The sequence below is a fragment of the Algoriphagus mannitolivorans DSM 15301 genome (assembly GCF_000429425.1).
Classification (GTDB): Bacteria; Bacteroidota; Bacteroidia; order Cytophagales; family Cyclobacteriaceae; genus Algoriphagus; species Algoriphagus mannitolivorans.
Window position 1 is genome coordinate 202534 of sequence record NZ_AUBV01000005.1, and the last position, 13431, is coordinate 215964.

Below are 13431 nucleotides of genomic sequence, written 5' to 3' on the forward strand. Positions count from 1 at the left end.
TCAAGGATTCATATTCACGAGCATGGCAGCACCCAGGGCAGACCCATTCGGAAAATCACTCGGAATGATCTCCTTGCCGGGAAGTTTGATACGAAGCATTTCCAGGAAGATGTCGTTGGCATTAAATCCGCCGTCCACATAAATCCTGTCCACTTCGGCACCCTTCAGTACCAGCTTTAGGGAAGCTACTTGGATATCTGTCAGCTCATGAATAAAGGTATAATAGGCTTCTGTAAATTCGGGGAACGAACCCCAATCTGATTTTTCTGCTTTTTTAAGACCGTAATCCTGTGGCTTCAGATACTGAAACCCGATTCGCTTGTCAGGATATTGGGCTACTTTTTTAAAAAGAGTCTTTTCAAATCGTAACCTTTTATAGGTGCCTAAGGGAAGGCTCCAGTAGTTATACATTTGTTCGACCTGGTATTTATGCTCCTCTCCGATAAAGAGCCGTGAAATCTTGATGGGATCTCCGGAAATGCTCAAAAACTGCAGACAATCCTGATTCAATTCTGCCTCAGTAAGCGGGGTTTTGTTGAAAGGATTGATGCTGATCGCCCAGGTGCCGGTGGAAAGTAGGACAAAAGGGTTTTTCTCCTGCTTTAAATAGGGCAACAAAGCCCCGGATGAGTCATGAACCCCAATTCCACAAGGAATACTGCCCAATTCAGGCTTGGTTTGAAGCAAAGAGCCTCCAGGCAAAATAGGAGACAGTAATGGTTCGATACCTTCCCTTCTGACCCAATCGTGGTAATCCATTTTGCCAAAATCCCACAAGCCGGTATGGCAGCCTATGCTGGTGTAGTCAGAAATCATCTGGCCTGTGAATATCAGGCTGAGAAACTGAGGGAGATGCAAGCAATGCTTTACTTTTTCAAATTTCTCCGGCTTGGCATGTTTCAGGAAATAGATCTGAAGTCCGGAATTCAGCATGGCCAAGGGAGGGGAGGAGGTTTGCTGGCAAAAAGCCATTTTACCCCCGTTCTCTGAGTAAAATTTTTCGAGCAATTCCTCCGGAAAGGGCTTTAGGTAATCGTACAGGGGAGTGACCGGTTCTCCTGATTCGTCCGTATGCACGAAGGAGGCTCCATGACCGGAAAAATTCAGTTTTTGGATTTCAAATTCAGGAAATTCCAAGGCTTTCTTGAAGGTTTCCAGCATCCATTCCCGCATGGGGAGAACGGGTTCGCTGGGAAAACCATCCTCATCAGGGATGGCTTCCAAGCGGGTATAGGTATGGTAAACTTCCTTGAGGTCTTGATCAAAAAGGAAGAATTTCTTGTTCGTCTTCCCGATATCAAAGACAGCGGTAACGGGAGTTCTGGACATTTAGAGGTACGAGTTACGAGTTGTGATTTAGGAGGTTTGAGAGGGTTATTGAAGCCAATCTTTCAATCTTCCAATACTTCAATTTTCCAATCTCAAAGTGACTTCCTCATTGTCATTCGGAAAGGATTTTTAATCGGAATACGGTCTTCTGTTCCCATGATTTGCTCTGCGATGGTTTTTCCCATACTGTGAAAATCTGTTGAAATGGTCGTGATTCCTTCTGCCAAAATCTCCTTCAGTGGGGTGTCGTTGTAGGAAATAATTCCAACATCTCTTCCGAGTTTGAGCAGTTGCTCTCTGGATTTCTTGACGATATTGACCAAGTCAGATTCCGCCAAGACGATGTGGCAATCTCCTGGATCCAATGGTTCGTCATCATCCACCCCATCCACGATGAGATTTTTGAAGTCATGGAAAAAGCAAAAACGCTTAAACCCATCCATGATTTCAAAAGGATACAGATCACCTTTTGGGAATACCAGGATCAAGCGTTGATATTTCCTTAAATGGGAAATTCCGGATTCCAGCACTTCAAAGATGTCTTTGGCAAAATCCTGATACACCCCCGGGAATTCATTTTCGTGATCCTTGACCGATCTGTCCAAGATCAGCAGCTTTTCCTTTGGAATCCGCTTGATCAATTCATAGGCGCTTTCGGGATGCCCGTTTTGGTCAAAGAAATGAGGGGCTAATACATAATAATTGTACTTACCAAGGTTTTGCTCCAATAGATCCTCAAACAGGTTTTTGTTGTAATGATGGATGTATAAGTCCACCGAGGCATTGGAGCCCAAAGTTTCAATAATGGAGTAATAAATGATCTTTTTGTAGGAGCTCAGCTTGTTGAAAAGCAAAAGGACCTTGGGTTTATTCCCCATGTTTGTAGAAGAGATGTAAAATCCCTTACCTCGGACAGAGGTGATGATGCCTCTGTCTCTGAGCTCATTGTACGCCTTCTCCACAGTGTCGCGGGAAAGCAGAAAATCAAAACTTGTTTCATTGATGGAAGGAATTCGATCACCAATCTTCAATTTTCCTTTTTCGATATCCTCCATGATCAAGTTGACGACTTGAAGGTACTTCGGCGTGCGTGAATCCACGGCGATTTTTTCAGACTTATCAAAAATCATAGGTATTTTGGGTTAACAGGGTAAGGTACTAGGGTAATAGCAGTGCAATCGGATTTTACCGAGGGAAGGCAGCCGCAAGGCCTCCGTCCACGTTGAGCATATTTCCAGTGGTTTTGCTGAGCATTCCACTGACGAAAGCAAAGGCAGCGTCCGCAATATCACTTACTTTGACACTTTCTTTGAGTAGGGTTCTGTTGGCATAGTATTGGGGAAGATCTTTCACATCAATGCCGTAAGCTTTGGCGCGATTCTCAGCCCAGCCACCTTCCCAGATGTTGGAATTTTCGATGACTGCGTCTGGATTGACCACGTTCACTCGGATTTTGTCCTCGGCAAGTTCCGCTGCCATTAATCTGGACATGTGGAGCTGGGCCGCTTTTGCGGTCCCGTAGGCAACGTTTTTTGGTCCTGCTACCAAAGCATTTTTGCTGACTACATTGATAATGTCGCCTCCTAAGCCTTGCTGCTTCATCAATTCCACTCCCGTCTTGGATACATGGTATTGGCCCATTACCAAGATGTCATTCAGTCGATCCCAGTCCTGTTGAGTGTGATCTTCAAAGGTCTTGGAAATGGAGATTCCGGCATTGTTGACCACAATGTCAATTCCTCCAAACTTTAGGCAGGTGGCTTTGATGGCATCTGCTAAACTGGAGGTGTCCGTCACGTCGAGTTTCACTCCGAGGACCACATCCTTGCCGAATTTCTTTTCAAATTCCGCTACAGCTCCATTCAGTCTTTCCTGATCAATGTCAGTCAAAACCACACAGGCACCTTCCTGAGCATACTTTTCCGCAATTCCTTTTCCGATCCCACCAGCACTTCCAGTAATTAGAGCGATTTTTCTGGAAAGCGGTTTTTCTTTTGGCATTCGCTGAAGTTTTGCTTCTTCCAGCAACCAGTATTCGATGTCAAAGGCTTCCTGCAAAGGCAAGGATACATATTCCGATACAGCCTCTGCCCCACGCATGACATTGATTGCATTGATGTAGAATTCAGAAGCTACCCGGCTAGTTTGCTTGTCTTTGGAATAGCTGAAAAGTCCGACACCAGGCCAAAGAATAATGACCGGATTAGGGTCTCTCATGCCCGGGCTATTGGGATGCTTGTGTTTTTTATAATAATCAGCATACATCTCCCGGTAAGCTTGAAACGCGACGCCGATTTTTTCTTTCAGCGCCATGCTGTCAGATAGGTCCACATCTGGAGCCAAGTCCAATACCAAAGGAGATATTTTGGTTCTGAGAAAATGATCTGGACAGGAGGTTCCCATAGGTGCCAACTTCTCCAGGTCGTGGCTATTGATAAATTGGAGAACTGTATCACTGTCGTTGAAGGTGCCCACCATTCGTTTTTCGGAGGATGCAAGACCTCTCAAAATAGGAGCTAATTTTGCTGCCTGTGATTTTCTTTGGCCAGGAGAAAGAGGACTTATTTTTTCTCCTCCAAAAACTGGGCGTTTTTTACCATAATTGCTCTCAAGGTAGGCGGACGCCATTTCGATCACCTCGAGGCTGTTCATGTAGCACTCGTATGCGGTGTCAGCCCAAGTGAAAAGTCCGTGGCCTCCTAACATAATTCCCCTTATTCCGGGATTTTGATCTAAGGCCTCTTTTAGCTGTAGTCCAAGGTCGAAGCCAGGTCTCTGCCAAGGAACCCATGCAATCGCACCTTTCCAGAGTTCCTGGGTGATTTTTTCACCGTCTTTGGAAGCGGCAATAGCGATTGCTGCATCCGGATGGAGGTGGTCAATATGTTTGAAGGGTAAAAATCCATGTAAGGGCGTATCGATGGATGGCGCTTTGGAGGCAAGATCATAAATGCAATGATTGAACAATTCCACCATTTCGTCTTCGAACTCAATACCTCGGTAAATTCCTTCCAAAGATCTGAGTTTGTCCACATACAGCCCTGCCAAGCCTGCCCTGGTCATAGTACCGATATCTCCTCCAGACCCTTTGATCCACATCACCTCAACCGGCTCTTTGGTCAATGGATCCAATTCGGTGGTTTTGCAGGAAGTATTTCCGCCTCCATAGTTGGTGATTCTCAGGTCGGCACCCAAGCAGTTGGATCTATAGATTAATAGGTCTACTTCATTCCCTTCTAGCTGGGACGCCTTCTTTTCATCCCATAGATAGCTTACATGTTTAAAACTCATAATCGGTGTATTCATTAGTCGACAGGTCTACTGGTTATAACATGAATTTCAGGGAAATCAAGTCTTGAAGTATCCTGTAGTGTCTTGAGTCAGTTTATTTTTATTTTTTATTATGCCTTAAAATCAGATTTGGCATTTTGGTGGAAATATTCTTAAAATCTACCTCGAAACTAGGGTTTAGCAAAATAATAAAGCGATAAATGGGTAAAATACTGTTCGGACAGGGCAGGATAGGAGCTTTTCGTTTTTTGTTTTTATTCCCTGAAAAATAATTCCATGAAAATTCGACTCTTCAATAAAATTGTAGCCGACAGCAACGAATTTGAGCGGACGCCTATTCCTGATTCTCAACTCAAAGGGTCAAAAAGCTTTTTGGGAATGTACGCAGGAGAGCATACTGCGGGGACAGAGTTTGTCATCGGGCCATTGTTTGTCGCTCATGGAGTTAGTGCCGGAGACTTAGTATTGGGGCTTTTGATCGGAAATCTTTTGGCAGTGTTGAGTTGGGCTTTGATTACCGCACCCATTGCTACCACCAAAAGGCTCACCTTATATTATCAATTGGAAAAAATCGCCGGGAAAAATTTGGTCAGATGGTACAATCTGGTCAATGCACTCATGTTCTGTTTTCTGGCCGGCTCGATGATCGCAGTTTCTGCCACTGCCGTGGGGATACCTTTTGATCTGGAAATGCCAACCTTGTCGGATTGGTTGCCAAGGACTCCAGGGTGGATTTTGACAGTTCTGCTCATGGGAGCAGTAATTACCTTGGTGGCAATTCAAGGTTATAATCAAGTGTCCAAGTTTGCCAATGTCATGTCCCCTTGGATGATTTTGATTTTTATATCCGCTGCAATTGTGGGTTTGGCCCAACTGGATGTAAAATCCGGAGAAAGCCTAATTCAAGTGGCTCAAGAAGTAATCTGGAATGGCGTGCCGATGGCGGGTATGAGTAAGTTTACTTTATGGCATATTGTCTTTTTTGCCTGGTTCTGCAATATGGCCATGCACATTGGGATGTCGGATTTGACCATTTTAAGATATGCTAAGTCCTGGACCTCGGGATTTTCTGTATTTGCTGGGGTGTATTTGGGGCATTTTGTAGCATGGATTGCTTCGGGCATTCTCTATGCCGTATTCCTTCAGGCCAATACCGGTTCTCAGGAATTTGCCCCCGGACAGATTGCCTATCAAACCTTGGGAATTGCAGGGGCAGTATGTGTAATCATTGCTGGCTGGACCACCGCCAATCCGACGATCTATCGGGCGGGTTTGGCCTTGCAGGGGATTTTTCCCAAAGTTCCCACTTGGAAAATTACCGCTGTGGTAGGAGGAATTACCAGCTTGGCGGCCTGTTTTCCTGCCTTGGTGATGAAGTTGCTTGACTTTGTGGCGCTCTATGGATTACTCTTGATGCCGATGGGCGCAGTGATCTTTGCTGATTTTTACTTTTCGGAGAAAATGGGATTTCGTTCTGAAGGAGCTTTGAATACCAAATCAGATTTCAGTTGGCCTGCTTTGCTGAGTTGGGTTTTGACCTTGGTGTTTTGCTTGGGTCTAAACTTCTTTTACGGCATCGAAATCTTCTTCTTGGGCCTTCCGGGCTGGTTTGTAGCAGTGGCCATTTTCGTTATTGCTTCTAAAGTGAAATATCCCATAACTAAAACCCTTGCCGCATGAAAAGTGTCTTGAAATTCATCTCTTTGTTGGGGTTGATCTTTACTATTTATCCTCCTATTCTTTATTTCATGGGAGATGCTACCTTGGACAGGATGAAAATTTCCATGGGAATCGGGATGGTGCTTTGGTTAGTCAGCGCTCCTTTTTGGATTAATAGAAAGACCGAAGACGGAAGACCGGAGCGAGAAGGAGAGAAATATCAGTGAGCAAATGGCAATAGGCAATAGGCAATGAGCAATGAGCAAACGGCAATAGGCAATTAGCAAATGGCAATAACCAATAACTCAATAACCAATATCTCAATAACCAACAACCCATGCCAACAGACTTTCACAACCGGACTATCAGCCTTCTTGCCGAACAATTGGCTGAAAAGGGAATGGACATATCCCAATTAATTTCCCGGATTTCCGAATTCCAAATTGCTGTTCCCAGTTGGGCGCTTGGAGCTGGAGGAACTCGATTTGGACGATTTTCTATTGGTGGGGAGCCTAGAAATTTGGAGGAAAAACTGGAGGATATCGGCCTATTGGCCAAAATCACCAAGCGGACCAACGCTGTTTCACTACATATCCCTTGGGATATACCTCAGGATGCGGAAGCGGTCAAACAAAAGGCAGCAAGTCTTGGAATTGGTTTTGATGCGATGAACAGCAATACCTTTCAGGATTACGGGCAGCCGCTTTCTTATAAAATGGGTTCGCTAAGTAATGCTGATGCTGTGGTTCGTGCCCAAGCAATAGGACATAACCTACAAGTAATCGAAATTGGAAAAAGTCTCGGAAGCAAAGGCCTGACGGTGTGGCTGGCAGATGGAAGTAACTTTCCCGGACAGGCAAACTTTAGAAATAGCTTGCAATGGACTACAGATTCGCTCAAAGAGATCTATGCTGGAATGCCTGCTGACTGGAAATTGCTATTGGAGTACAAACCCTATGAACCCAATTTTTACCATACAGTCATTCCTGATTGGGGGACATCGGCTATGATTTGTAGGCAACTGGGAGATCGGGCAAAAGTATTGGTCGACTTGGGGCATCATCTGCCGAATACAAACATCGAGCAGATTGTGGCTACCCTGATGCATCAAAATCTATTGGCAGGATTTCATTTCAATGACAGCAAATACGGAGACGACGATCTGAGTACGGGAAGCATCAAGCCCTACCAGCTTTTTCTGATCTTTTGCGAACTGATCGGTGGAGCTGCTGAAGGAGTGCAAGCGTGGGATTCAATTTCCTGGATGATCGATGCGAGTCACAATGTTAAAGATCCCATTGAAGACTTGATTCAGGCACTAGAAGCCATTTCTCAGGCTTTTGCTAAAGCCCTTTTGGTCGATCGTGAAAAATTGACTCAATGCCAAAATGAAGGAGATGTGGTGGGTGCTCAGGAAGTACTTCAAGAAGCGTTTTTGACTGATGTCAGAGCCTTGGTCCGAGAGGCCAGAATCCAAAGTGGAGGAGAAGCCGATCCTTTGGTATTTTATCGAAGAGAAAAAATCAGGGAGAAGTTGATAAACAAAAGAGGAATGAATGCTCAGGCGAGTGGGCTTTAAGCCTAAATTGGAAACTTCAAAAGCTTATTGACGTAATATTTCTCAGTAATAAGCTTACAATTGATTTTTTTCCAAACCCAAGATAATCTAATGCGAATTTGCCTATCGATTTTTTTCCTACTCATTTCGGGAGCTCTTTATTCCCAAACCATCACAGGTACAGTGAAGGAAAAAGGCTCGGGATTGCCGCTCCCTTTTGCCAATGTGTTTGTCAGCAATACTACCTTGGGCAAAGCTACAGATCGGGAGGGCCGATTTCAGATTTCCGGTGACTTGCCCCAGGAAATAGAAGTGGTGGCCTCCTTTGTCGGATACATCACTGAGGTGAAGAAGATATCCACTCGTGGGAAATCCGAAATCCAGGTTGACTTTGAGTTGGCTATCAATGAATCCAATCTGACCGAAGTACAGCTCAAAGCCAAAAGAGACAAAAATTGGGAAAGGGAATTCCGTCGGTTTGAGGAAGTGTTTTTGGCCCTGCCGGATGATCCTTTCAAACCCAAAATCGAGATTACAAATCCTTGGGTAGTGGACTTTGAAAAAGTAAAAGTTCAAGGCGCTCCAAATTATGTCAAGGCAAGCGCCCAAGAACCGCTGAAAATCATCAATCAGGCTTTAGGATATGAAATTGATTATTATTTGCAGGACTTTAGGGTCAGTCGGGCAGGGTCGAGATTTTACGGACAGGTATTTTATGAAAGCATAGGCAATGACTCTTTAGCCCAAACCTGGGAGGAGGTTCGGGATGAAAACTATTATCAATCCATCCGATTTTTGAATCAGGCCATTTTGCTCAACAGTCCCGATACCGCACACTTTCGGGTGTATCATGCGCTACCGGAGCGATTGGATCGCATTCGAACCAACGATCTGACTCGGGAAATCGGGGAGACAATCATCCCAATTCCCACGGATTCTATTCTTAGGCGACCTAATGGGGACGGGACATTTCGAATTTTTCTGCCCGGAAGGATGGAGATTCATCACGTGGATAAGCCCTGGAGAAATGACTATTACACCAATGTGTATCATGCCATCAGTTGGATGATCGCCCCTAAGGGATACTACGATGTGGACCGAAAGGGAATCTTGATCAATCCTACTCAATTGGTGCTATCGGGGTATATGGGAAGACAACGGATGGCCAGAATTCTTCCCTTGGATTTTGAGCCTAAATCTTCCTATATGGTCACGGCCATGGAGGCAGAAATTGAGCAAAACCCGATTGAAAAATGGGATAGACTTCGGGAAAAGGCTTGGTTTACCACCAACAAACCGTATTTCTATCCGGGTGAAACGGCCTGGATAGGAGGGCAGATGCTCTTCCAGGAACCTGCCTGGTCTGACACCCTTAGCCGGGTACTTTATGTGGATTTGTTGGATCAGGATTCGGTATATCAGTCTTTTACCTTCCCTTTAGTGGAAGGTAGGATTTCCGGGGGCTTGGAAATTCCGGGTTCTTTGCCTGGGGGCGTATATGCACTTCGGGCCTACACGAATTGGAGCCGGAATTTCCCTGAATCCGATCAGTTTCTGCTGGCGCTGCCGGTTTTGGATCCCAGTCTCAAGCCCAAATCAGAAAGATTTGCGGAAGAAGAAATTTTCGGTGGAGTCACGGTCCAACCCTCCTTTTCCATTGCTGATTCTCTTTCTTATCGGGTGATGGATTTGGACCTGAGTTTTTTGGATGAGTTCCAAAATCCCATCGATGCAAGGTTTGTTCTTTCCTTGACCGACGGGGAAGAAGTGTCCTTTATAGATCAAAACAATGACTTGGAAAAAGCCCTTGACTGGTTGGATCAGGAGCTTCGGGATGATTTTATGTCGGACTTCAACTTCCCTATAGAGTATGGAATCTCAGTTAAGGGAAATTTTATCCCCGATAACCGACGAAGGCCTCTGGTACAACCCATTACCATTGTTCGTGGAGATCTGGAGGATTACGGACAAGTTCAGTCCGATAGTATGGGCTGGTTTTGGGCCACAGGACTTTATTTCAAGGACACGGCACAAATTGCCATTGCGGCCGTCAATGAGCGCTTGAGGCCCTTTGGTTCGATTGAACTGAGTCCTTTCCCTCAACTTGGACTCCCGGCCACACTTCCAAAACTGAATTTTGAAACCGAAGCGCGGAGTCAGGAAATTCAGCTATTGGACACTTCGGGAGATTATATTTTACTGGAAGAGTTTGTCAAGGAGGAAGTTAAGGAGCGAGAGACCATGGCAGACCGGAATTATGGATATGGCATTCCCAATAGGGAATTAGGAGAAGAAGAATTAGCCAAATTGGATACTTGGGAAATGGTTTTTGGGAAACTGGCTCTATTTAACAATTATAACTATGGAGAGAAAACAGGGCCTCCAATGGTGATCCTCAATGGTCAGAAGTATCCATTTATAGATCCTGCTGAAATTTTGTCAAACCTGATTCCAGCTGAAGTGGAGTCGATAAAAGTGTACAATGACAATATCAGCAAATCGATATTTGGGATGTTGGGCTATGGGGGTGTTTACATGATTGAGACCAAAAAAGGGTTTAGATCAAGGCCTGATTCCGATCGGAAATTCAATTCCGAAGGATTTACAATTTTTGAAATTCCAGGCTTTACCGATTTCCCTGAATTCCCCAATCAACCTCCTGCTGAGCAATTCCTGAAAAGAAAACCTACCCTGTATTGGGAGCCGTTTGCCGAAACAAAAGCAGGGTCCTTTAAAACCCAAGTCAAGGTTCCTTATGGTGTGAAGGGAGTTCGGGTCAAAGTAGAGGGCAGGACCACAGATGGGGAAGTAATATCCAAGATTTTGGAGTTGAAGTTTTGATCTAAAGAGTTCTCTTTCAAAATCTTAGATTGATAAAGTTTGTCCACTATTCAATTAATCTCGATACAAGTCATAGAAATTACCCGGCGTAATCACCTTAAAGCTTGAATTCGGATACGTCTCGGAAAATTCTGCCGGAAACTTTCCAGTAGCTCCGTCTGCATACTTGAATTCAAAGCAGGTCAAGTGCCCGTCTTTTTCTTCGATATAGTCGATTTCTTTTTGGTCGTAGGTTCTCCAGAAGTAGATATTAACAAATCTTCTGTGGTTTTGGTGGAATTTGATCCGTTCGGTGATGCAGAAGTTTTCCCAAAGTCCGCCGACGTCAGTTCGGAGGTTCATTTCGTTGAAGTTGCGGATCACCGCATTGCGTATTCCTACATCGTAGAAGTAAATTTTTTGGCTTTTGGCCAATTCCTTCCGAAGGTTTCTGCTGAATGAGTTCAGTCGGAAAATCACAAAGGATTTTTCCAGCAGCTCCAAGTATCGCTTCACCGTATGCACATTCGTTCCGGTGATTTGCGCCAGCTCGTTCAGGGAAGACTCGCTTCCGGTCTGCAGGGCAATTGCTGCCAAAAGCTTGAAAAGCAAGTCCGGCTTTTTGATTTGCTCAAACTGGAACAGGTCTTTGTACAGGTAGTTGGATGAGATTTCGGCGAGTTCCTCAATTTTTTCATCTCCAATACTGTTGTACACCTGAGGATAGAGTCCAAACCTCAGGAAGTTGGGCAGATTGGCTTTGATCTGAATGGGATTGAGCGATTGTCCGATTTCTTCCAGGGAAAAAGGCAGAAGCAAAAATTGACGCGATCTGCCGGTTAGTGGCTCGGAGACCATTCCTGAAAGTTCAAAGCTGGAAGATCCTGTGGCTATAAATTGAACATGAGGGAAGGTGTCCACCAGTACTTTCAATACCAAACCGATGTTTGCTATATGCTGTGCCTCATCAAAAATAATAAGCTCGCGATTTCCGATAAACTCGGCAAAAAGCCCTGAGTTAGTCGTGGAAAGGGCGTCTTTGTATTCTTGAAGTTCACAATTTATATAGGCCGATTTTTCAGAAAACTTCTCAAGCAGGTGTTTCACCAAAGTGGTTTTCCCGGTCCTTCTTGCACCATAAAGGATCAGGACTTTTCCTTTGAAAAGCTGATCCTCGAGTTGGGTGATAATGGTTCGGGATACTTGCACGAGTTCGTTTAATCTAAATTCATGAATCTAACTTCACAAAGTTAGCTTAATTTATATATCCAACTTCACAAATTTAGCTAAATTTATGAAGTCAACTTCACAAATTTCATTGAATTTGTGAAGTTTGAGCTTTTTAAACCTTGCGAAAGAGTGAATTCGGACTTTTGAGCAGATTGGGTTAACTTCCTCTTTCCCAAAATCAACCCACTATGAAAAACTCCTTTTGGTTAATCCTTTTTGCACTTGCGGCATGTTCCGCGCCACAATCTCAGGTATTCCTTGTGCAGGAAGTCATGACTATTGGCTCGGTCGAACGGCTCGATTCTGCAATCAATACCTTGATCTCAGCCGATGCTAAGATTGAAGTCTTGGCTTCGGGTTTCGAATGGGCGGAGGGACCGCTTTGGCTGGAAGGGCAGCAAGCCTTGATTTTTACCGACGTACCCACCAATAAAATCTGGAAATGGACCGAGAAGGATAGCTTATCTCTTTTTTTGACACCTTCGGGTTATCTAGGGGATCGAACAGACAAGCGAGAGCCTGGAGCCAATGGTTTGACTTTGGATGCTGACGGAAATTTGATTTTGTGCCAACACGGAGAGCGACAAGTTGGGAAGATGCTTGCGAATCTTGATGAACCCAAACCTGAATTTGAAGCCTTAGCTACTGGATATGAAGGCAAGCGATTCAACAGCCCGAATGACTTGGCGTTTAACTCAAAAGGCCAGCTTTTTTTTACCGATCCTCCCTATGGCATGGACCCTTGGGATGAGAAAGAATTGGATTTTCAGGGAGTTTATAGATTGGATTCGGATGGAAAAGTGAATCTATTGGTGGATTCCCTTTCCAGACCTAATGGTATAGGCTTGAGCCCAGATCAAAAGACCTTATATATTGCGCAGTCCGATCCTGAGAAGGCGAGATACTATGCTTTCGATTTGGATGAAAATGGAAATGTGGTCTCAGGAAAAGTCCTTTTCGACGCCACTTCCCTCCAAAGTGAAATCCGAAAAGGGCTTCCAGATGGATTAAAAGTACACTCTAGCGGGATTCTATTTGCTACCGGCCCAGGAGGAGTATTGGTGTTGAGTCCGGAGGGAAAGCATTTGGGTACGATTATGACAGAAAACGGCACCGCAAATTGTGGGTTTGACTCGAATGAGAAATTCCTCTATCTAACTGCAGATGCCTTCTTGATGAGGGTAAGATTGAATTGAATAGGCGGGATTGTGGATAACTCTAAAAATTCTGTGAATATCCTGTTTGTTTAATAAATATTCTGTGGGGAAAAATTGTGGGAAAATAAGCTTTGGATAATTTGCGATTGGATAAAATAGAGTGCAATTTTAGAAAACCAAGTAAGAGATAAAAGGCCGGGAATACGATCCCGGATTCTAGTTTGAAAGTTTGAGATCAGGCGCAAAGGGGAATAATTCTTCGGAAGAGTTTCTGAGACGGATCACCGCAGAAGTGCCAACAACGATTAGATTGAGTTTGATTGTCTTCGGACAATTCAAATAACTTGGCGTGAAAGGCCAGTCGTGCAAACGGAAGGTTGAAAGAGG

Annotated in this window: 9 protein-coding genes; 5 read left to right on the forward strand and 4 right to left on the reverse strand. The window is 44.5% G+C overall.

What is annotated here, in order from left to right; genetic code table 11:
• The 3 genes from G458_RS0105695 to G458_RS0105705 all read right to left on the reverse strand — a co-directional run bounded on the left by G458_RS0105695 (position 1) and on the right by G458_RS0105705 (position 4635).
• Positions 1-1329: an FGGY-family carbohydrate kinase gene (locus G458_RS0105695; RefSeq protein WP_026951048.1), complete on the reverse strand. Its 1329-nt coding sequence runs from the start codon at positions 1327-1329 to the stop codon at positions 1-3.
• A gap of 92 nt (positions 1330-1421) precedes the next feature.
• On the reverse strand, positions 1422-2459 hold the full coding sequence (locus tag G458_RS0105700; protein ID WP_026951049.1) for a GntR family transcriptional regulator: 1038 nt from the start codon (positions 2457-2459) through the stop codon (positions 1422-1424).
• 55 nt (positions 2460-2514) lie between these two features.
• Complete coding sequence (locus tag G458_RS0105705; RefSeq protein ID WP_026951050.1) at positions 2515-4635, reverse strand: bifunctional rhamnulose-1-phosphate aldolase/short-chain dehydrogenase; 2121 nt, start codon at positions 4633-4635, stop codon at positions 2515-2517.
• Between the two features lie 261 nt (positions 4636-4896).
• Here G458_RS0105705 and G458_RS0105710 point away from each other — a divergent pair, with 261 nt between their 5' ends.
• The 4 genes from G458_RS0105710 to G458_RS0105725 all read left to right on the forward strand — a co-directional run bounded on the left by G458_RS0105710 (position 4897) and on the right by G458_RS0105725 (position 10678).
• The gene (locus tag G458_RS0105710; RefSeq protein WP_051287052.1) at positions 4897-6300 is read left to right on the forward strand and encodes a purine-cytosine permease family protein; all 1404 of its coding nucleotides are present in this window, start codon (positions 4897-4899) and stop codon (positions 6298-6300) included.
• Complete coding sequence (locus G458_RS0105715) at positions 6297-6506, forward strand: hypothetical protein (protein ID WP_026951052.1); 210 nt, start codon at positions 6297-6299, stop codon at positions 6504-6506. Before G458_RS0105710 ends, G458_RS0105715 begins: the two co-directional genes overlap by 4 nt.
• A 110-nt stretch (positions 6507-6616) precedes the next feature.
• Positions 6617-7858, forward strand: a complete 1242-nt coding sequence (locus G458_RS20260) for a TIM barrel protein (protein ID WP_051287054.1) — start codon at positions 6617-6619, stop codon at positions 7856-7858.
• A 90-nt stretch (positions 7859-7948) separates the two neighbouring features.
• A complete protein-coding gene (locus G458_RS0105725) occupies positions 7949-10678 on the forward strand; it encodes a carboxypeptidase-like regulatory domain-containing protein (protein ID WP_026951053.1) in 2730 nt (909 codons plus the stop codon).
• A gap of 54 nt (positions 10679-10732) precedes the next feature.
• Here G458_RS0105725 and G458_RS0105730 read toward each other — a convergent pair whose 3' ends face one another.
• The gene (locus G458_RS0105730) at positions 10733-11866 is read right to left on the reverse strand and encodes an ATP-binding protein (protein WP_026951054.1); all 1134 of its coding nucleotides are present in this window, start codon (positions 11864-11866) and stop codon (positions 10733-10735) included.
• A gap of 209 nt (positions 11867-12075) precedes the next feature.
• Here G458_RS0105730 and G458_RS0105735 point away from each other — a divergent pair, with 209 nt between their 5' ends.
• Positions 12076-13083 carry an SMP-30/gluconolactonase/LRE family protein gene (locus G458_RS0105735; protein ID WP_026951055.1) on the forward strand — a complete coding sequence of 336 codons (1008 nt, stop codon included), beginning with the start codon at positions 12076-12078 and terminating at the stop codon, positions 13081-13083.
• Positions 13084-13431 lie beyond the last annotated feature (348 nt).